The sequence below is a fragment of the Candidatus Sysuiplasma jiujiangense genome (assembly GCA_019721075.1).
Taxonomy (GTDB): domain Archaea; phylum Thermoplasmatota; class Thermoplasmata; order Sysuiplasmatales; family Sysuiplasmataceae; genus Sysuiplasma; species Sysuiplasma jiujiangense.
Map to the genome: position 1 here is coordinate 81,269 of JAHEAD010000001.1, position 19,548 is coordinate 100,816.

The following is a 19,548-nucleotide window of genomic DNA, read 5'->3' on the forward strand; positions in this document are numbered from 1 at the left end:
GCGTCACTGTTTTTTCAGAATGAAATGGAAAATGTTTTCAATTTTCCTTCTCTCCATTATTCTGTTGCCTGTTTCATCAGACCATCTTACCATTTCGATCGGAGAGGTCTGATCGTCCGTTACCAGATGAAGGATGAAACCAGCCTTTTTCCCCTCCAGTTCCTGGTTGACCCTCGAGAGAACTGCATTGCATTCGCTGCCGATCTCTATCATTTCAACATCCGGCAGGTCGGAAAAGCATGTCAGCCTCAATTCTGAAACCTTCTTTTCAATGATCCCAGCGGCGCTGCCAGACGGGAGAAGGGAGCTCAATGCATTTTCAATGCTGACAGGCTCAATGACAGCAATCCAGTCGCTGCCATATATGGATGCGGAAGAAATGCCTGATGCACCGAGCGATTTGTTTATTTCGACAATTCTTGCAGAAAATGGCAGTCTGAGGGTCCCGAAATACCTGTCGCTTTCTACGGATGCAAGGCTCTTCCCTTCCTCTATGATCTCAGCGGTGTTTCTGGTTTTTATTCTGATGCCCTTGCCGCATGTCCAGAGTATGACGGAGCTGATTCCTGTGACAAATCCGTTTCCGGAGGGAGTGAACCAGAGATCCGCATCAGGGGAATAAAGAAGGTTGTCTGGGAAAACACATCCGTTGAAATTCATGTTTCAAGACACCGAGTCTTCAATACTCATTACCGGCATAAAATTTGCCTTGGCCTGAGCCGTGACCATAACATCCGACCAGGAAGCACAATCGGTTTCGGCCATTTTGAATGCTGCCGCCTCCTGCGCTGATCAAAATGACTGATGCCTGCCTAGTCCACTATTCTGTCCACTTCACGTTTTATGAGGCTGACCTCACTGTCTTTTATCGCATGCTGGTTAATCGAAATAATGAGGACCGAACGATTTACCGCTGTCGCATCACGCAGGAACTGAAGCAGTTTGAGGACGCTAATGAAGCCGTTGTTTGTAATAAGATATTCCAGTCCGTCAATGAGTATAACACTCTGGGATGAAGCAAGGAGCTCATTGCACTGAAGCGTGATCTTTTCCAGATCTTTGGGTCTGATGGTATCCTGGCTGCCGATGTTCGAAAGCCATACAACCGCTGCGTCCTTGAGGTCATGTCTCTGTCTGAGCTTTTCGGGATATTCCCTCGTAAAACAGAGACCCTTCAGTCCCTTCTTTAAACCAATTTCGAACAGCTGTACTGATTTTTCAGCCTTTTCTTCAAAGAATGCAAATGAATTCCCGTATTCAAGAATGGAAGACAGTTGCGGCACGCCTGCCGTACCTGCAATTTTTTTGTCCGACGGCAGACCGTCTTCTGCATCTCGCCCGGCATTCAACGGCAGTGATGGGGAAACGACGGCGGATGCAACGGCCCCGCCTGATTGGGAAGAATTTTCCTCAACCATTTCTGAAACCGGTTTCTGCCTATTAAGGGAGTGGTCAGGTTTGCCATTTGGTCCCGGCCTGTTTTTATCGCCTCCTTCGCCACTCCTTGATCTGGTCCTTCTGAAGTAGTAAAATGAGGCAATTATCTCAATCTGCACAAGTATAATCAGTATTACTGCGAAATAGAACAGGTTGAGCGGTTTGGAGAAAAACAGCGAATTCCCGTTGGCTGAAGCTGGAGAGAACGTCACACCGACGGTGAGATTACCTGAAACAACAGATATTGTGCCGGATGATATCGACAGACTGTACCCTTTGACGGTTCCGATCGAATAATTGTATGAGCCGAGAGTCTCATAGAAAGTTATCGTAGTGCTGTTATTGGATTTTGTGGCTCCATTCAGCGTAACAGACCACTTGGAAGCCGAATGGAGACCATTTTCGACGAATGTTATTCTGTAGAAGATAAGATCGAATGTAACGCTTACAGTCGTTGTACTGCCTGTTACACTGAAAATCCCCCTGGACGGAGAAGAGCTGTAGCCCGGGACTTTCATTACAGAGTAATTGTAAGTGCCATTGGGCAACAGCATGCTACTGGATGTTGAGTTTATGGTGTAGTTCACCGAAAATGTGGAGTTGGAAACAATCAAACTCCAGGCGGTACCGTTAGCAAGACCGGTCTCTTCAAAAGCCACATTGAAGGTTGCAACTGTAAAATTAACCAGAATAGTCTGATTGCTCCCATTCACATATATCGAGGAAGGATATGAACCGGTTCTGTAACCCGGAACAGAGGGAATAAAAAGTGAATAGGTTCCATTAATCATTGTGAATAAAGAATAACTCGTCGATTGACTGGCACGACTGCCATTCAAATAGACAGCCCATTGAGTTCCTTTTTTGAGACCATGCTCCTGAATATCTACGACGTAGAGTTTTTCAAGAACAATATCCACCGCATAGGAAAAACCCGATTTGACCGCGATATAGTTTGTAAAATTCGAGTAGCCTGCCAGCGTCGCGTTCAGGATGTAATCTCCGGGGCCCAGTGTTATGTTGAAAATGCCTGCCGAAGAAACCGTAACAGGATAGCCGTCCACAGTGACGACTGATCGCGCGGGGGAGACGGTTCCGTTAAGCCAGCCAAAATCAGGATATTCGATGGAGTATGAAGAATCGTTATTGCCTCCAACGTCCAATGTGATTATATATGCTCCGGTGCTCGCAAATGAAGAAAGATTCAGATAAAGTTCAACGAAAAGATGATCTGTCTGTGTAAAGATGAACGAAGTGTCGTTAAAAGAAATGTTTACATAATGAGTTCCGGCAGATGCACTTTCGATGTGAAAAGTGTTGTTTTGCACGCTCATAAGCTTACTGAAAGTCCGACTTGAGATATTCGATGAGTAAATGGACGCACCAAGTAAAATGCTTCCCGAGAGCGACAGTCCTGAGGAAGAAGGTAATGTGACGGCTGCCCTTATGGTCCACCTGCCCTCCGGAACAGTCGCATTGATAGCGCTGGAAGATATCCACCCGTATGCCTGCGAGCTGGTTGGAACCGGAATAGTTGTACTTACAGTAGTTGAATCATTTTTACCCGGGAAAAAAAGCGCAAAGCCTGACTCGCTGACTGTGTTAAGGTATACGCTTGTCTGGTTGGCAGGAACCGTTGTATTCGGAGAACTTGAGAGATTCCACGCGTGCTGGTATATGCTGGACTTTGCAGGTGTCAGATACAGTGTACCGACGCTTGATCCGCCATCGGCAATGGAAGCGTGGGGAGATCCGGCATGAAGACCGGATTTCGTGGGAAACATGGAATGTAAATTAGGTGCTATGGCACTGCCTGCAATGAGTGCAAAAAGCATTAGCGATACAATGAGGATTCTGAGTTTTATCATTGTTTAAGTTTACCGATTGACGGTGCTATTTAAAAGCCTTTGTTCTAACATTTCTTTGAAGCGAATTCAAGTCACGGGGAATGCCCCGCTCAGATGAATCAGCGTTCTGAATACTGAGAATGCAGAATGGCATGCTGTGAAAAGTGTTTAATCATGGCAGCCATTGGCCAGACATGGATTCAGAGATTGAACAGAAACTGGGCGTAAGTATCAGGAGAGAGGCAAAGCCAGTGCTTTTCCCTTTTATGGATTATTTTCAAGGCTTTGAAAAGGTGGAAGTCGTCAGGAAAGTTTTCGGTGCTGAAACTGAAAGAGTTCTATCCAGCCTAAAAGTTGAGTTTTTTTCGTCTAAATGGGGATATATGAGTACTAGCGATGTGGATGGCCACCTCATCATAAGTTCGCATCATCTGAAAAACAGTGATTTTGAGACTGTCTATCTTGATATTGTGCACGAACTCTGCCACGTGAAGCAGTTCCTGGACGGAAGGGTGCTCTTCGACATGCGGTACGATTATGCCGACAGCCCGATAGAGATTGAAGCGTACAAAATCACAGTGGATGAAGCAAAGAGGATTGGCTTCACGGATGAAATGATCAGGGAATATCTCAGGGTTGAATGGATGTCGGAGGACGACGTCCAGAAATTGATAAAAAACATCGGGCTCTAACAGGAGCTTCCCGCTGTTATTTTTTCCTATTGCCGTTAACCGCCGATTCGGCGTATTCTGCTGCACTCCTGACGAAAGACTCGAACAGCTTCATGTCCATTTCGCAATGGCCGATCAGTTCTTCCGGATGCCACTGGACTGCAACCTTGAAAACATTTCCCGGCAGCTCCATCGCTTCGACTATTCCATCATCGGAGAAGGCAGTGACATTCCAGCCTGGAGGCGGTGTTTTGACGGACTGGTGGTGAAGGGAGTTGACCATCCTCGATCCTGTGCCGAATATGCTGTAAAGTCTGCTGCCCTCGTTTATTGTTATGTAATGCGAAAATTGGCTTCTGTGCTCTTTCTGCCTGTGATTCAACGTCCTGTTGGAGGATGCAGACTTCTGGTAAGCGGGGATGTCCTGTATCAGTTTCCCTCCAAGAAATACAGAAAGCGCCTGGATGCCACGGCATATTCCAAGTACAGGTTTTTCGGCGAATTCGGGATTCAGGACAATTTCCCTCTCAGTTCTGTCCCTCTCTGCTTCCACTGAAGACATCTCTGTTCCATCGGGTTTATCGCCATACAGAGATGGATCTATGTCACCACCTCCGGGAAGCAGTATCCCGTCACAGTAACCTGCGAGTTCTACTCCTGATGCTGAGTTGGTCAAGGGTACCGGAACACCACCAGCCTTTGCTACCGCTTCAATGTAGGAAACGTTTATCGATTCCCGTGTTCCTTCTTTATCACGCCTGGACATTGTTATGCCAATCAGGGGTTTCCTTCTCATCCATTACAGGCATTGAGAGGAAAGTGATATAGATATTGTTTACCGGAGAAAGCCTGGGCGCCTTCCGAAAACGAAAGCAATAATTGAGCGATTGCGTTAATCAACGGCATGACTGGACTTAAACTGAAGGATTTTTACAGGGTGAAATATCTCAGTGACGTGCACTGAAACGGCAACCGCATACTCTTTGTCGTTACAAAACCTGAGGACAAGAAAAACGATTACGAATCCAGCATCTGGTTATTTGACGGAAAGCCAAAGCGTTTCACTGGCGGAACGAAGGACAGCAGCCCGAGGTGGTCAAAGAACGGGAAAAACATTGCATTTGTTTCCGAGAGGGGGAGGGAGAAGAGATCTGGTATTTATCTTATCAGTCCCGAGGGGGGAGAGGCGGAGTCTGTCTGCGAATTTGACGGCAAAATTTCCTCTCCTGTATGGTCGGCTGACGGGAAGAGCATATTTTTCCTGGGAACAAAGGAGCAGAAAGTGAATCGGAAAGATAAGAGCGATATCAGGACAATAAGAAAGTTTCCGTTTTATTTCAACGGAAAGGGGTTTCTTGACAACAAGGAGACGCACCTCTACCGTACAACTCTGAAAGGAAAGGTCGTCCAGATCACTCACGGACCGTTAACCGTAAACCAGTTTGATGTTTCGCTCGCAGCTTCAAAGATTGTAATGACGTTGAGAAAGGATGCCTGGGATGTCTATACGACAGATCTCTACACATGTGATGCTGGCGGAGGGGGATTGAAGAGCATCACGGGCAAGCCTGCCGGATACAGCTTTCCCGCATTTTCGCCGGACGGAAAGCAGATTGCATTTCTATACAGGGATTTGAAAAATGGGCTGTTCCGGCATAGCCTGACAAGCATCATATCGGCTACCGGGAAAGATATGAGACACATATCGGATCTTGACAGGAATCCTGGCAATTCAGTCAATTCAGACAGCAGAACAGCCGCAGACACGCTTCTGAAATGGAGTGATGATGCCAGACTCCTGTATTATACGGCCACAGACGGCGGAATGTGCAATATCTACGTAACAGATATTGCATCGGGAAAACAAAGAAGGTCGACGATTTTGAGGGCAGCATAGAATCGTTTGATTTCCTTGGAGACGGGTTCGCGATAATAGCACAGGATTCATCACTTCCGACGGAACTATATGCATTCGAATCAGGAAAAACAGATAGGTTGACGAATTTGAACAGGGAGATTGAGGCGAGGAGACTCAGGAAGGCCGAGCATTTCAATTTCTCTTCGTTTGACGGTGCAACAATTGACGGCTGGTATCTGTCTTACGGCAGAAAGAAGAAACCCGGAATACTGGAAATACATGGGGGACCCAAGACGGCATACGGCAATGCGTTCATGTTTGAATTTCAACTTTTGTCATCGAGTGGATACGCTGTGGTTTACTTCAACCCGCGGGGAAGCGACGGCTATGAAAATTCATTTTCCCAGGCTGTCAGAGAGCATTTCGGAGAAGGCGACTACCAGGATCTGATGAAGGGGGTGGAAGCCGCACTGCTTAGATGCAGGAGCATTGACGCTACAAGACTCGGTGTCACAGGCGGCTCTTACGGCGGGTTCATGACAAACTGGATAATAGGCCACACATCCCTGTTCAAGGCAGCCGTAACGCAAAGATCTATAAGCAATCAGATCTCCTTCTTCGGAACATCGGATATCGGACCGTGGTTTAACGGGGACCAGATAGGTGGAAGCCCATGGGAAAACATCGCGGCATACTGGGATAAATCCCCGCTCAAATTTGCGGAGAAAGTTAAAACACCATTGCTCATAATACACTCGGAGGAAGATTACAGGTGCCCTGTAGAGCAGGCTTATCAGTTCTATTCTGCACTGAAATTCTTCGGTAAGGAGGTGGAGATGAAGCTGTTTCCGGGAGAGAATCATGAGCTGTCCAGGAGCGGCAAACCGCATCACAGAATTGAAAGGTTGCAATCAATCTGCGGTTGGTTTGACAGTCATCTGAAGCAAACGAAGGTGGAGTGAAATGAAACAATGTCAGTTCTCTCTCCATCTGGCTTTTGTCCTCGCTATCAGGAAGAGAGCGAGTGTTACACCAAGCAGCACGAGCCAGTCAATCACAACGGCCTGTGTGGAGAGCTGAATATAACCTCCGGCATTCTGAGCAAGTTCAGCGGCATAAGTTGTAGGGGACAGATATGCGAAATACCTGTATGGTAACGGTATATATGTGATCGGATAATAGACTGGAGGGATGGTCGAAAACAGGGTCGATATCAGCCTTGAAAATGCAAAACTCTGGACTATGTCGCTTGAAAATGTGGCAAACGTATAGCCGATGGCTATAGATGTCACGAACATCATGAGTAACACACCCATCAACGTCAGCAGGCTTACAAACGTGCCATGAATGAAATACACCGCCATGATGCCGAGAACAGCAAGAGCCGGAAGGGAATAAACTATCTCCGAGACAGCCATGCCTGAGACATAAATCTGCCACGATGCGGGCGAACTGACAACCATATCCTGCAGCTTGAAATCGTTCTTGAGATGAGACATGTCGGAGAGAAGGGAAGTTCCTGCCCCGAACATGGACATTATCAGTCCTCCCTCTATGGCCTCGCCAATCAGTTTTCCGTGACTCACGAAAACAATCAGAATCAGAAATGATAGTGGTGAGAGCATCGTGTTGATAAGTACCACAGGATAGTTCTTCATTTCATAGATGGCGTTGACATATACTGACGCAAGAAACTGATTGAACCTGTTACGGTTAATCTGGCCAGCGTTTCTCCCCATTTTACTTTCCCCCGTCAGCGATTGTTCCGGTTTTGGCGACAAGGTAAAAGAATATGTCTTCAAGTGAGACTGGATTTATAGTAAAACGTACGCCAATTTTGGCAAGATCCCGGGAAATGCTGTATGCTTCTTCCTCAACAGTCAGTATGTGCAGAACGTCTGTTCCGTCAAACAGTTCTCCTTCCGCAATTTCAGGCAGGCGGAATGGCCGATCCTTTTGCACTTTGAGACTGAAATTGAAATCAATGCTTTTCCTCAAACTCTGAAGTGTCCCAATTCTTATCAGCTTCCCGCTGTCCAGTATACATATCTCATCAGCCAGTGCTTCGGCTTCTTCCAGATAGTGAGTTGTGAGGAAGACAAATCGGTCCTTTGAGGTTCTGCGCAGAATTTCCCAGAATTCCTTTCTTGATATTGGATCAAGCCCAGTTGTAGGCTCGTCCAGAAAAATAATGTCTGCTTCAGACGCAAGAACGGTTGCAACAAGTACCTTCCTCTTCATGCCGCCTGAAAGTGTACGGTTCAGACTGTTTGCGAATTTATTCATGCCGAGCTCTTCAAGAGAGCGCGCTGCTCTTTCTTTCGCCTCCGATCTGCTGAATCCCCTCCACAGAAGATATGAAAAAGCGGTTTGCATCGGCGTCATCCAGTTAACTGTCCTTGCCTCCTGCGGAACGATTGCAATCCTTTTCCTGATATCAGCGGGATTGCCGATAACATCCACACCGTCAATAGACACTGATCCGGCAGTCGGCTCGAGCTCGGTGGAAAATATTCTGACCATAGTCGTCTTCCCTGAGCCGTTCCTGCCTATGAGAACGAAGATGCCTCTGCCTGAAGTGGTGAAGGTGACGGAATCGAGCGCTTTTCTGCCGCTCTTTCCGTAAATCTTTGTCAAACCATCGCATGAAATCAACAGGCTGTCCTCCGGTTGGATATGTTTTATGTATCCGCTAATCCCGGGCTGATTAATAACCTGATTGCAATGGACCGGGACGATCCGGCGGTATCATGCACCGTCGGCCGGTACGTGTATTACATTAGATTCCAGGGATGAATAGGGAGTGTCATTGCAGGTCGCAATGATGATCTGGCAACTCCTTGCAGCATCTGACAGTATGTCACAGAATCTTTTCATCCTGACAGTATCGGCATTGACCAGCCTGTCGTCAATAACAATTAGATTTCGCTCCTCCGTGCTTGCAATAACGCCTATTGCAAGGCGAAGCAGAACAATGATCTGTTCACGCATGCCGTGACTTAGACTTTCAACGGGCATCGAGCTTTCATATACAGGAACTGAGACAGAAGACGGCTTCAGCTCCAAGTCGAGATTCAATGCGCCATAGTTGCCATCGGTAAGAAATTTCAGCCACGGATCCAGCTTCCGGCTTACGGGTGCAGAAAGAGCTTCTGTTTTGCTCCTTTCATATTGCTCTGCAAGTTCTTTGAGCAGTCTGACGCCCTCTGAACGCAACTGAAGCATCCTGACCCGTTTTTTAGCCGCATTCAGCTTTATTTCGAGGTCGGCCATAGCTGTATACCCTTTCCTGCTGACATCTCCCTCTATCAGTGCATTCAGCCTGCTTGTTTCTATATCGATGCCATGCATCTGCTCCTTCAGCCTGCCGATGAGTGCTTCCGTCCTGCTGTATTTCTCTTTAGGAGCAGTTACCTTCTCACCGTAGTTTTTGCGAAGCGTTTCAAGTCTTTCGCTTTTGGCTTTCCTGTCATTTTCGGCGGCGGCAATTAAATTATCGAGGTTGTCGAACGTGCCATAATTTCTCAAAACCCTTTCAATTTCATTTTCATCCTTCTGTTTTCTGGCCCTTCTGTCAGAGAGCTTGGAGGCAATTGAGATGACTCCGTTCTGCAGATCTTCATACCTTTTCCTCTCGTCTGATGCAGTTTTCTGCGTCTGTGATATATCACCAATAAGTTTCTCCTTCTTCTCTTCCCTCTCCAGTATCATTTCACGGATCACGCTTCCTTTATTGTCTTCCGGGCTCAGTTCGAAGAATGTGGAGAAACGTTTCTCCTCAGCTATGCCTTTGAGAACGCGTTCGAGTTCTGTCTCAGCATCCGGATTGGCTCTCTCAACATCGTCAAGGCGCTGTTTCAGGTTGACAATTGCACCCTCAATTTCCCTGCGCCGTTCGTAGAGATTCATAAGTTCATCTGATGTATTCACTCCAAATCTGGAATACAGCCCATCGATTTTCTTTTTAAGATCATCATGCCTGGAGAGAAGTTCCTTAAGCTCCTCAGCACCGCTGCGAACTGTAATTGTCCCCACTCCGCGAATATTGAACTCTGTTGCCTCTCTTACAACGAATTCATCTGCATTAACAGCAGTGGCAGGCGGTGTTGCAGTTACATCCCTTCTCTCTCCGAGCCATTTAAAGTAAACACGTACTGCACTTGCTTCGATCTTAGCATTCAGATTTGCAAAATCTTCATTGAGTCTTTCAAACTTCCTGATCTCCCTGATATCAGGTGCTGAAAGCCCGGAAAGATCCTGCTGCTTCAGTTCAATTTCATTTTTCAGCGCTTTGATTCTTCTGAGATGATCTTCAAGTATATTCCTGTTTTTTTCCAGATTCCTCAAGTTTCTGGCAGACTGGAGTCCCTTCAGTTCTCTTTCTATCAGCTGCAGAGAAGGCTCCAGTCTGTTTTTAATATCAGCATTGTACCTTTCGGTGTTTTCCAAAACTGTCCTGAGTTCTCTCTTTTCATCCGAGAGATTCTGTTCCAGAATTGCTATTTCTTCCGCAAGAGATTGAATCTCCTTCCGGTTCTCCAGTATAAGGCTCCTGTCCTTTTGCAGATCCCTCAGGTTCTTTTCAAGTTCCGCAGCATTTGACTCCAATGCTGCCAGTTCATTTTCATATATTTCTGCATCATCGAGTTTCTTCGACAGGGTTTTCAGTTCAGCCTGCTGAGCCTCCAGTTCCACGGATTTTAACCTTTTATGCTCCAGCAAACTTTCAAGGTCCTGGCGAAAGCCGTTAAGCCTCAACTCAGCTTCCCGGAACTCCGAGAGCTCCTTCTCCATCACATCAATCTCTGCCTCAAGAGATGCGATTTCGCCTTTAGCCGGTTTTCTGCCTTCAGGGGTCCAGTATTTTCTGTATTCGGTTTCAAGTCTCCTGAGAAACGTCTCTTCGGCATCAGATTTGACAGCAAGATTAACCAGCCCCTGTATACCATGCTTTACTCCTTCATTCCATTCACTCTGTGGAACTGCCCCGTCTGACTGAAGATACCAGAGGGCCTGTGCAAGACCGCGATTTTCAGGTTTTGCGGTGCCTTTCAGAGACGTTTCACCTCCAAGTATCTTCCTTAGTTTCATATCAGAAGTGTCGCCATCATCGTTCATGACCCACGTTCCATTGATTTCGGTATAGAACTCACTGATGGGATCCTGCAAAAAGCGTTTGTGGATCCTGTATCGTTTCTGACCTGATGTGAAAATCATCCATGCTTCAGGGCCAAGGGAACTGCCCAGCGGCTGTGCAAGTCTTATTTCCTCACTCTTTGTATTGTGCCTGTCAAACATCAATCTGGTCATAATTTCGAAAAGTGTGGATTTGCCGGCCTCATTTCTTCCTACTATCAGATTAATTCTCGGGTCGAATCGGAATGTATGCAACTTCCTGTATGAACGCCAGTTGCAAACAGCGATCTCCTCAATTATCAGAAATTTCCCTCCTTTGAAAGACGTTTCAGCAGAGACATGGCCTCAAGAACAGCCTGCTTGTCTGTGTTGGCATAGTTCACATAACCGTCGGGTGTTTTTCCCTCAGAAAGTGCGTGGAGCAGAGCAGCCATATCGGACATGAGGCCCGGCGGCAAATTATCAGTTGAACCTACAGGCTGAAGCATTGATTCCTCCGGCCAGTCTACATACAGTGCGTTTTCCATCAATTCCGAACGCAGGGATGAGAGAGAACGGAATGCATCGTCTGGAATATTCTCGTCAAGTCTGACAGAAATACGAAGAAGCTGTGAGCTTAATTGAGCATCGGAAAATATCCTGGAACGCATCCTTTCCACGTCGGTTTCATCACTTACGAAGACATCATGCTCAAACCATTTGAGCTGCCCCACACGTCTTCTTTCAATTTTGGGCTGATCCTGAGCCTTTCCTATGTCAACAATGACGATATTCCCTGCGTCTGATTCTCCAAATGTTGTTTGCTCGTGGGTACCGGAATAGACTGTCCTGCCGCTTGCCCGAAAACTGTGCCAGTCGCCGAGTGCAAGATAATCGAGACCAGAGATGTCAGCTCGGTCGGCAGGTATTGGAAAGTTGACTGAATCAGATACTGTCCTGAGGGAGCCATGCGCTATGCCTATTCTGATGCATTCATCCTTTTTCCTTTCTGGTATCCAGTAAGTAGGATCCCTGCTGCTCAGTTTCTGGGAAACAGGGCAAGGATAGACGAAAGTGCCCTCAACAACCTCCTTCTCGGCCTCTTCTGCCATCAGCGTGATATGTTTTCCGGCGTGCTTCCACGCCCCCCTGTCCCAAACGCCTCCTGCCAACAGGGGATCATGATTCCCCGGAAGTATCAGAACGGGGACGGGTGAAAATCCGTTGAGTATATCAATGGTATATCTGACGACCGAGTCGTCGACATTGTGGTTGTCGAACGTATCACCGGAAATAATTACAAAGTCGACCTTTTCACTCTTTGCGATATTTGCTATGAGCGAAGCTGTCTGATACCTCTTTTTTCTGACCTCGCCTGCTTTCTCTCCTATCTGTACCGCCTTGAGACCCATATGCCAGTCTGAAGTATGAAGCATCCTCACCATAGGTGCATCACTTACCTCTGCCGTCACAGCGACAAAACTCTCGGCCTTCCAGCTTTCGATGAAACATTGAACTGAGCCGGACAAGTGAGTAATTTTTCAGATATTATTAATTTGGCAGGGGCATATCGAAAGCCGCTTTGATTCGATTTGAACTGTTTCGGGCGTTTCCAGAGCCGCAGAGATTATGCCTACGTTCAGTTTTCAGCAGTACCAAATCATATCCTCGGCGGGGCGCAACAAAATTGTCTGCGGGCTCGCCGGGATTCGAACCCGGGTCGCTGGTTCCGAAGACCAGCAGGATGATCCTGACTACCCTACGAGCCCCGTTCACCGTTAGCTTCAACACATTCAAAAAACTATCATAAGAAAAACCAATATAGAGAAAACAATTAATGCACGTAGCCATTTTTGCGACCGGAGAACGAGGGCTGGTGGTCTAGTGGTTATGACGTCGCGCTTACATCCTGTGGTAGGAAACGCGGAGGTCGGCGGTTCAATTCCGCCTCAGCCCACTTATCCTCAGGCAGGTACGGACTGTTTACCGAAAAGATGATGCCGCCAGACGGTCTTTGGCATTAAATCAAATTTACCGCAAAACCTGTCAAAAATCCGGCGAATATTCCGATGTACGCAAGATTGCGCAATTTTCTGTCCCTGTCAGAAAAAAGCGATTTTATCATAGGCAGAATGACATACATGATAGTCCCCATTGCCAGACCATCAAACAAGAGCCCGATGAGTTTCAAATTGAAGTAATAGCCGAACGCACCTCCAATGATGTCTGGCACACCGCCTATTAGAAGCAGCCCGATAATCTGCCTTTCTCTGTTTTTCAGGTTTCCGAGAAATGGAGATGAGATAGGAAAGCCTTCAGTCATGTTCTGCAATATGAAGCCGAGAAGTATCACCGTAGCGGCGCCGCTGAGGCCTATGAGTGCACCCGTGGAGCCAAAGACAAGACCTTCAGTCAGATTCTGAAAACCTATCCCGAGAGCCATAAGCAGGGCAGTCCTTGAAGCCGTCAGTCCTTCCTTGGATCTGTTCTCCATAAGATAGAGTATGCCGAAGCCAGCGGCAAATGAAAGAATGAAAATAACATCTGCAACCGGACTGCTGCCATAGCCGTAAAGTGCACCATTGTAGATGACAGGAGTGGCATTGGAGAAAATATCCGCAAGAAGGAACATCAGTATGCCGATAGCACCTGCATTAAGAAGCTTCAAAATCTCTGCCCCGGTTCCGCTCCTGAGGACTACGGGTATCGACAGGTAAATAGAAAATCCCATGACAGCTGATAGAAGGATAACCTCGATGAAAGATAACATGATTTTAAACACAGTAATATGCTTATATTCATAGATAACGGCGTTAACTAGTTATGTTAACAGTGTTATTAACAGTCGATTTGCTTGAAAATACAAATCGGTAGTTCTCCGAAACCTACAGGTGAGGAAAAGCTGATGCCGGCCATCAGGTCAAGAATTGCGTCAAGACTGTATTCAATGGGATTCAGAGTGAGGGATATAGCGGTTGTAGTCGGCACGACACAGCCGGCCGTGATACAATATCTGAAAGGCAGAAGGGGCAAGGGCACTCCTGGCATGCAAGTGCTTGACAGTCTGATAGAACCTGTTGTTGCCAGGGCAGCGGGTCTCATAAAATTGCAGGAAGGAAGGATTGAGACGGTAGAACTGCTCGAAATTGCAAGGCAGTTCACAATAATCAGCACAGGGAGACACTTTATTCAGAGCGGGGAGAAGATTAACGACGAGTCGCTGTCACTGCTGAGGAAAAGACTTCAGCTTGAGCTGTCCGCCGCTGAAAAATACCTTGAAATGTCGAACCGCACGGACGACGAATATACAAAACTGCTGCTCAGAATGATTGCATCGGACAGCATAAGGCATGGTGATGTGGTTTCCCAGATCATTTCATGGATGGAATCTGGAAAAGGAGCGGATTTCTCCCTTCCTGACAGGACATTCCTCGAAATGATGCTGTCTATCGAGGACAGGGCTTCCGAGTCCAGTCTGACAGGGAACATCAAAATAGAGCACCCCGTTGCAAGACTCCTCCTTGAATGGATTGATGAGGATGAGAGGAAACATGAGCATACGATGGAAAAGATAATTTCACTTGTTGACTCAGAATAACGTCTCTGCACTGAACACTTCTAGGTAAGATATCGGTTGAGCACACGACTCTTCAGAAGGACTGCTCCTGGTCGTTGGCAATCAAATTTTTCGGATATGGACCAGCAGATTGTGTGTCAAGCGACTTAAAGCCGATCATAATGCAAGAAGCGGGATTTTGGCATCTATTGATGAAGTTCAGAAAAGCATGTTCCGTTTTGGCCGTGGGCGGTAAATGGATCAGATGTGTGGAATTATGACTATTGCAATAAACAGATTGATTATTACTATGATGGATAACAACAGATAGAGTCTGTCCTTAACGCTTGCAAACTTGCCTATGAGCAGGATCACACGTGAAATCGGTGTGAATATCAGGACGACCAGACCGGTATAAATCAGTGTGATTCCGCTGAAGTGCGAATAGGCCTCGAAGAAGCCATACGTCTTGGTGTTGAGGGTTGAATGGACATTCCCGATGGCTCCCAGCGAATAACCCGGTATTCCTCCCTGCACGAACAACATGATGACACCCGAAGTAATAAGCAGTGCGCTTATGACGACACCCGTGATCAGTGAATAGCTGATAATATCTTCAATGTCCCTCAAAATATACCAAGCCCCCTGAGAATCATCTGAATTCCCAAAATGGCAAGCAGAACGAGAAATACCAGACGTATCCGCTTGTTCTTCATCCTTACCAGAACGCGCGTGCCCAGCAATGCACCGATGAGAACGCCAACAGCAGTAGGAGCGATGATGAACGCCTGCAGGAGACCGTCTGCCCAGTAAATGCCGCTGCTTGTAGCTGCCGTCACACCGATCATGAAATTGCTTGTTGTCGTCGTGACCTTAATCGGAAGCGCCATCGCATAATCCATTCCGAGTACCTTCAGAGCGCCAGATCCTATTCCTAGCAGACCCGAAATGAAGCCGGCCGCAAACATCACTGTCAGACCAAGCAACCATTTGCTGCCGTTGTAATGAACTGTTTTTTTCAACGATTCGTCATAATATTCGCCCGAAAGGCCGAAAAAACGTGTTGTCCAGTCAGGTTTCCTGGAGCTGGGAATATCACCCGTGATCTTCTTTGCCGTGGGATATATGGATAGAAGCAAAACTATCCCAAACAGAACAAATATGAAACTTGAAAGATGGTGGGCATAAATATAGGTTGCAGTCAGAGAACCAACTATTGCTCCGGATGTTGTTCCTATTTCAAGACCGATGCCAATTTTGACATTCGTCAGTCTCTCCTTGACGTAAGCGCTTGCTGCGCCGCTCGATGTGGAAATTGTGGAAATCAGGCTGGCACCGGTAGCATATGCAATAGGAACGCCGACATAGAGCGAGAGTATGGGAACAAGAATTGTTCCCCCGCCGAGGCCGGTCAAAGCACCCAGGAATCCGGCGATAATTCCAGATAAAAATATAAATAAGAAAAGTAAGAGCGGTGCGATAAATATCACCTGCTGTCAATAAATTTGTTCCCGGTGACAGAGCATGTGCGGTTCAACAGCTCCGTTGAGTTCGGCCGCGTTTTGACTGTGCCGTAAATATGATAGCCCGCATGTGACAATGAAATATTATCGCAAAATGCCAGGCGGCAGGGCAGGAAGGTGAATGAAAAAAGTCCGAAAACCGCATTGTTTTCCTGAACCTGAAAATCATCCGGAAACAGCGATTTGGACATGATTAGGTAACCAGAAAGACAAATGATATAAATGATTAATGCCGCAATGGGATGGGACCTGACTGCGATCGCATCAGGCAAAATAGAAATAAACTGAACTGTTGTATTCGACTGCGAGCAGTGTCAGAGGAAGTGGTGCTTTGAAGGTAGTTGTTCTCGGTTCCATACGGAATGAGATAAAAAAAGAACTTGATGATTCCTGCAGGAATTCCAAAATTCAGCTGATTTACTTTGAGAGTGCTGCAGAAGCGGATTTATCGGACTGTGAAGTGATGTTCCTCGGTTTCGGCGCCAGGGAAAAGCTGAAGGATGCGATTGCAAAATGCAACGGTATCAGGATGATCCAAACACAGTCAGCAGGGGTGGATTATCTCAACTTCTCAGAGATACCGGAAACCATACTCGTCTGCACTAACGCGGGTGCATTTGCGAAACCCATTGCAGAACATGTTTTTGCAATGATCCTCGCGCTGTCAAAGAACCTTAAGAAAAATGAAATTGCCATGAAGAATGGAATTTTTCAGAGAAGTGAAATCAGCAGGGAACTGAGGGGTAGAATTCTCGGCATATACGGTTATGGTGGGATCGGGAGGGAAGTAGCAAAAATTGGCAGAGCCTTTGGTATGCAGATTCATGCCATTTCGAGGAATCCAAACAGCGAACCGCGACCTGACTGGTATGGCAAACCGGCGGATCTCGACAGAATGCTGATGAGCTCCGATGTGATTGTTATTTCAGCGCCGCTGAACAGGGAGACAAAGCACAAATTTAACAGTGAAAAACTGTCGATAATGAAGGATGACGCGATACTCATCAATGTCGCTAGAGGTGAAATAATAGTCGAGCGGGATCTGTTCGAACACCTCAGGAATAACAAGAAATTTTGCGCGGGAATTGATACCTGGTGGGATGAACCACGTGATGATCGAATATATACTCCCAGATATGACTTTTTATCCTTGCCAAATGTGATAGGATCCCCGCATAATTCAGGCAATGTGGAAGAACAGGGAGATTATTCAGTCCGTGTGGCTTTTGAGAACATTTTTCGATATGCCAGACATGAGGAACCGCTCAACAAAGTAAACAGATCCGACTACACTCCATAGTTGCAACACTCCAAGCCAACTAACAATGGATTGCTTTTATTACCGTACGCGATACCATCATCTCATGCATAAGGATGATGAAAAGATCGCCGAAATGAGAAGAAGCATGTTCATTACCCTGAAGAATGAGGGATTCCATGCTGTTGCCGCCCTCATCGACGCAGAGACCATGCCGGGCAAGATTAACGGTGTTCAGCCTGACTTAATCGGTTTCAATGAAAAAGGCATCGGCGTAGTGGTTCAGGTAGAGACCTGTGAAACTGTCAGAAGCACGGAGGCGGAGGAACGCCTGTCATCTCTCATCATGGTTCAGGCAGAAGAGCATGAATACAGATTGCTGGTCCCTACGGAATGCATGGACAGTGTCGTGGAGTGGGTAAAGAAACTTGGACTCGATGAAGATATCGTTTGGGAGTATTTCTGACGTATCGGCTAACGTCTGTCACCCTTGAAATCAGAGGAAAGTTCGTCTGAAACATAACGGTGCATGGCCAGCGGGTTAAGCGCATCGATATATACTTTCAAATCCTCGATGGAGGCTATTCTTGACAGAAGACATAATACCAGGTATACGGCGCCACTGACTAACGCAAAGAAGACGGCATCATACCACCTCCACTGCTGGAGAGGAATGAGCAGTGTAAGCGGCATCACCATCAGATCGGATATGACAGCAATGATGAAAAAATAGACGACACTGAAGTCAAAGTGCGTGTCGGCCAGTTTCTTCGAGTGGTATTGAGACATTGCATACAGTACGACAGCGCCTGCGAGAAGTCCAAGGGCGGCTCCTGCAGGTCCCATTCCCAGTAATGGAATGCCGAATATTGAAACAGGTATCGCGACTACCATCACGGCAAGAGAGACAAGGGTAGACACAATTGTTATCCAGGCTGAAATCTTGGGCCTGTTCATTCCTGTAATTACGCTGTTCTTGGGACCGGAGATGCTTGTAACATAAAGCCAGACTGCAAGGATGGCGAGAGGGGTTGCCGCGCCATAGAAATGGTTGGAGAGTATTACATGCAGTATTCCGATTGGAAAAAATACCATAAATAGCGAAAGCGGTGCGAGCACAAATGAGAGAAAGTATTCCGATGTAAGCGTACTCTCCCTGATCTGCAGATGCTTCCCCATACTGTGCAGTTCTGATATCCTGGGAAATACGACCGAAGTGACGCTTCCGCCGAGAACGACAAACACCGACGCTATCCTGTAACTGGCATAAAACTGTCCGGCCCCTGCCAGATGCCAGAAAAGCTCCACAAGAACAACAGACAGGCTTGTCGGCAGGAGGCCTATCAGTGAAGGTATAAGGAGCGGATCTGCAAATTTCCTGTACTCCCTGATGAGCTCCTTTGACGGTTTACTGACAGGATATCCACGGAAATAATAGAATGTGACTGCAGTAGATGCGACGCCGCCCAGCAGGTACGTCCATATCACATCGATCGGGGACAATTTAGAAAAAACGACAAATATAATTGCGATGACCCTTACGATATGACCTGCAAATGTACCAATCTGCGCTTTTACTGTCTCCCTCCTTGCATTGAAAGTTGATGCAGGCACGGTGGCAAGAGTGCTTATTATGGTATAGGCAAGCATTATCCAAATTCCCTGAACCTCCAGCGGCGATTCGAATCCCTTGCCCAGAACATATATCCAGAAGAATATAGTTCCAAAAACCAGAAGCGACATCAGACCTGTCAACAGTGCAGTGATGAGAAGAAATGAGCCGTTGCACTGCCCTAAATCGGCACCTTCCGACACTTTTTTTATGTGGGCTGTCTGGAAGCCAAGTCTGCTTACAGGCAGATAGACGCCAACGTAGCTTGAGGTGAAGCCTATGAGACCGATTGTGAAAACTGCGCTCGATCCCATATATTTCGAAATTGTGAGTATGCCAACATACGCAATGACTGCGCCGACGAGATTTATCAGTGTGGAGAAAAATGACTTTCTCGCCAGAGATTCCGCCATGGTATACCAGACAGTATCGAATCATATGCACTTCAATAAGCTTTTGATAACAGAAGTATGGCTGCAAGTCAGAAATGCCGGTATAAGCCACTGGAGGGAATTGAACCCTCGACCTACGCCTATTTGTATCGGTGATACCAAGGCGTCGCTATATAGTGGTGCCCGTGCACTACCACTAAGCTACAGTGGCGCATTCGCTCAGAGAACTGACCGCCGTATTAATTTTTTGTGAAATGGCTTCTCACCACTTGAAAATTA

General features: G+C 46.8%; 18 protein-coding genes, 3 tRNA genes and 1 pseudogene. 9 read left to right on the plus strand and 13 right to left on the minus strand.

Annotation, left to right across the window (positions count from 1 at the left end; translation table 11 throughout):
- Positions 1-3 precede the first annotated feature (3 nt).
- Both KIS29_00355 and KIS29_00360 read right to left on the minus strand, forming a co-directional pair.
- Positions 4-660: a hypothetical protein gene (locus tag KIS29_00355; protein MBX8638777.1), complete on the minus strand. Its 657-nt coding sequence runs from the start codon at positions 658-660 to the stop codon at positions 4-6.
- A gap of 152 nt (positions 661-812) precedes the next feature.
- Complete coding sequence (locus KIS29_00360; protein MBX8638778.1) at positions 813-2,600, minus strand: DUF835 domain-containing protein; 1,788 nt, start codon at positions 2,598-2,600, stop codon at positions 813-815.
- Positions 2,601-2,811: 211 nt separating this feature from the next.
- Here KIS29_00360 and KIS29_00365 point away from each other — a divergent pair, with 211 nt between their 5' ends.
- Together KIS29_00365 and KIS29_00370 are read left to right on the plus strand one after the other, a co-directional pair.
- Positions 2,812-3,198: a hypothetical protein gene (locus tag KIS29_00365; GenBank protein ID MBX8638779.1), complete on the plus strand. Its 387-nt coding sequence runs from the start codon at positions 2,812-2,814 to the stop codon at positions 3,196-3,198.
- A gap of 280 nt (positions 3,199-3,478) precedes the next feature.
- The gene (locus tag KIS29_00370; protein MBX8638780.1) at positions 3,479-3,976 is read left to right on the plus strand and encodes a hypothetical protein; all 498 of its coding nucleotides are present in this window, start codon (positions 3,479-3,481) and stop codon (positions 3,974-3,976) included.
- Between the two features lie 16 nt (positions 3,977-3,992).
- Here the strand turns inward: KIS29_00370 and KIS29_00375 are convergent, their stop codons facing one another.
- The gene (locus tag KIS29_00375; GenBank protein MBX8638781.1) at positions 3,993-4,751 is read right to left on the minus strand and encodes a gamma-glutamyl-gamma-aminobutyrate hydrolase family protein; all 759 of its coding nucleotides are present in this window, start codon (positions 4,749-4,751) and stop codon (positions 3,993-3,995) included.
- Positions 4,752-4,931: 180 nt separating this feature from the next.
- Between KIS29_00375 and KIS29_00380 the strand changes: the two are divergent.
- The 3 genes and pseudogenes from KIS29_00380 (at position 4,932) to KIS29_00390 (ending at position 6,775) form a co-directional block, all read left to right on the plus strand.
- Positions 4,932-5,117 (plus strand): annotated as a pseudogene (locus tag KIS29_00380) (PD40 domain-containing protein).
- 120 nt (positions 5,118-5,237) lie between these two features.
- A complete protein-coding gene (locus KIS29_00385; protein ID MBX8638782.1) occupies positions 5,238-5,852 on the plus strand; it encodes a PD40 domain-containing protein in 615 nt (204 codons plus the stop codon).
- Complete coding sequence (locus KIS29_00390; protein ID MBX8638783.1) at positions 5,783-6,775, plus strand: S9 family peptidase; 993 nt, start codon at positions 5,783-5,785, stop codon at positions 6,773-6,775. Before KIS29_00385 ends, KIS29_00390 begins: the two co-directional genes overlap by 70 nt.
- Positions 6,776-6,787: 12 nt before the next feature.
- Here the strand turns inward: KIS29_00390 and KIS29_00395 are convergent, their stop codons facing one another.
- From KIS29_00395 to KIS29_00415, 5 genes are all read right to left on the minus strand, one after another.
- Positions 6,788-7,552 carry an ABC transporter permease gene (locus tag KIS29_00395; protein ID MBX8638784.1) on the minus strand — a complete coding sequence of 255 codons (765 nt, stop codon included), beginning with the start codon at positions 7,550-7,552 and terminating at the stop codon, positions 6,788-6,790.
- 1 nt (position 7,553) lies between these two features.
- Entirely contained in the window at positions 7,554-8,450 is an 897-nt protein-coding gene (locus tag KIS29_00400; protein ID MBX8638785.1) for an ABC transporter ATP-binding protein, read from the minus strand.
- Between the two features lie 111 nt (positions 8,451-8,561).
- Positions 8,562-11,252 carry an AAA family ATPase gene (locus tag KIS29_00405; protein MBX8638786.1) on the minus strand — a complete coding sequence of 897 codons (2,691 nt, stop codon included), beginning with the start codon at positions 11,250-11,252 and terminating at the stop codon, positions 8,562-8,564.
- Entirely contained in the window at positions 11,249-12,457 is a 1,209-nt protein-coding gene (locus KIS29_00410; protein ID MBX8638787.1) for a DNA repair exonuclease, read from the minus strand. Before KIS29_00410 ends, KIS29_00405 begins: the two co-directional genes overlap by 4 nt.
- Before the next feature lie 165 nt (positions 12,458-12,622).
- Positions 12,623-12,697: transfer RNA gene (locus tag KIS29_00415), tRNA-Arg, on the minus strand.
- A gap of 101 nt (positions 12,698-12,798) precedes the next feature.
- Here KIS29_00415 and KIS29_00420 point away from each other — a divergent pair.
- A tRNA-Val gene (locus tag KIS29_00420) sits at positions 12,799-12,885 on the plus strand.
- A 63-nt stretch (positions 12,886-12,948) separates the two neighbouring features.
- Here the strand turns inward: KIS29_00420 and KIS29_00425 are convergent.
- Entirely contained in the window at positions 12,949-13,698 is a 750-nt protein-coding gene (locus KIS29_00425) for a hypothetical protein (protein MBX8638788.1), read from the minus strand.
- 135 nt (positions 13,699-13,833) lie between these two features.
- On the opposite strand from KIS29_00425, the gene KIS29_00430 reads away from it, so the two are divergent.
- A complete protein-coding gene (locus KIS29_00430; GenBank protein ID MBX8638789.1) occupies positions 13,834-14,526 on the plus strand; it encodes a hypothetical protein in 693 nt (230 codons plus the stop codon).
- Between the two features lie 219 nt (positions 14,527-14,745).
- Here the strand turns inward: KIS29_00430 and KIS29_00435 are convergent, their stop codons facing one another.
- Together KIS29_00435 and KIS29_00440 are read right to left on the minus strand one after the other, a co-directional pair.
- Positions 14,746-15,114 carry a DUF1634 domain-containing protein gene (locus tag KIS29_00435; protein ID MBX8638790.1) on the minus strand — a complete coding sequence of 123 codons (369 nt, stop codon included), beginning with the start codon at positions 15,112-15,114 and terminating at the stop codon, positions 14,746-14,748.
- On the minus strand, positions 15,111-15,965 hold the full coding sequence (locus tag KIS29_00440) for a sulfite exporter TauE/SafE family protein (protein ID MBX8638791.1): 855 nt from the start codon (positions 15,963-15,965) through the stop codon (positions 15,111-15,113). The genes KIS29_00435 and KIS29_00440 overlap by 4 nt, the downstream gene beginning before the upstream one ends.
- A gap of 373 nt (positions 15,966-16,338) precedes the next feature.
- Between KIS29_00440 and KIS29_00445 the strand changes: the two genes are divergently transcribed.
- Positions 16,339-17,307 carry a hydroxyacid dehydrogenase gene (locus KIS29_00445; protein MBX8638792.1) on the plus strand — a complete coding sequence of 323 codons (969 nt, stop codon included), beginning with the start codon at positions 16,339-16,341 and terminating at the stop codon, positions 17,305-17,307.
- Between the two features lie 64 nt (positions 17,308-17,371).
- Entirely contained in the window at positions 17,372-17,731 is a 360-nt protein-coding gene (locus KIS29_00450; protein MBX8638793.1) for a hypothetical protein, read from the plus strand.
- Positions 17,732-17,739: 8 nt separating this feature from the next.
- Here KIS29_00450 and KIS29_00455 read toward each other — a convergent pair whose 3' ends face one another.
- Both KIS29_00455 and KIS29_00460 read right to left on the minus strand, forming a co-directional pair.
- A complete protein-coding gene (locus KIS29_00455) occupies positions 17,740-19,290 on the minus strand; it encodes an oligosaccharide flippase family protein (GenBank protein MBX8638794.1) in 1,551 nt (516 codons plus the stop codon).
- Between the two features lie 85 nt (positions 19,291-19,375).
- A tRNA-Thr gene (locus KIS29_00460) sits at positions 19,376-19,480 on the minus strand.
- Positions 19,481-19,548 lie beyond the last annotated feature (68 nt).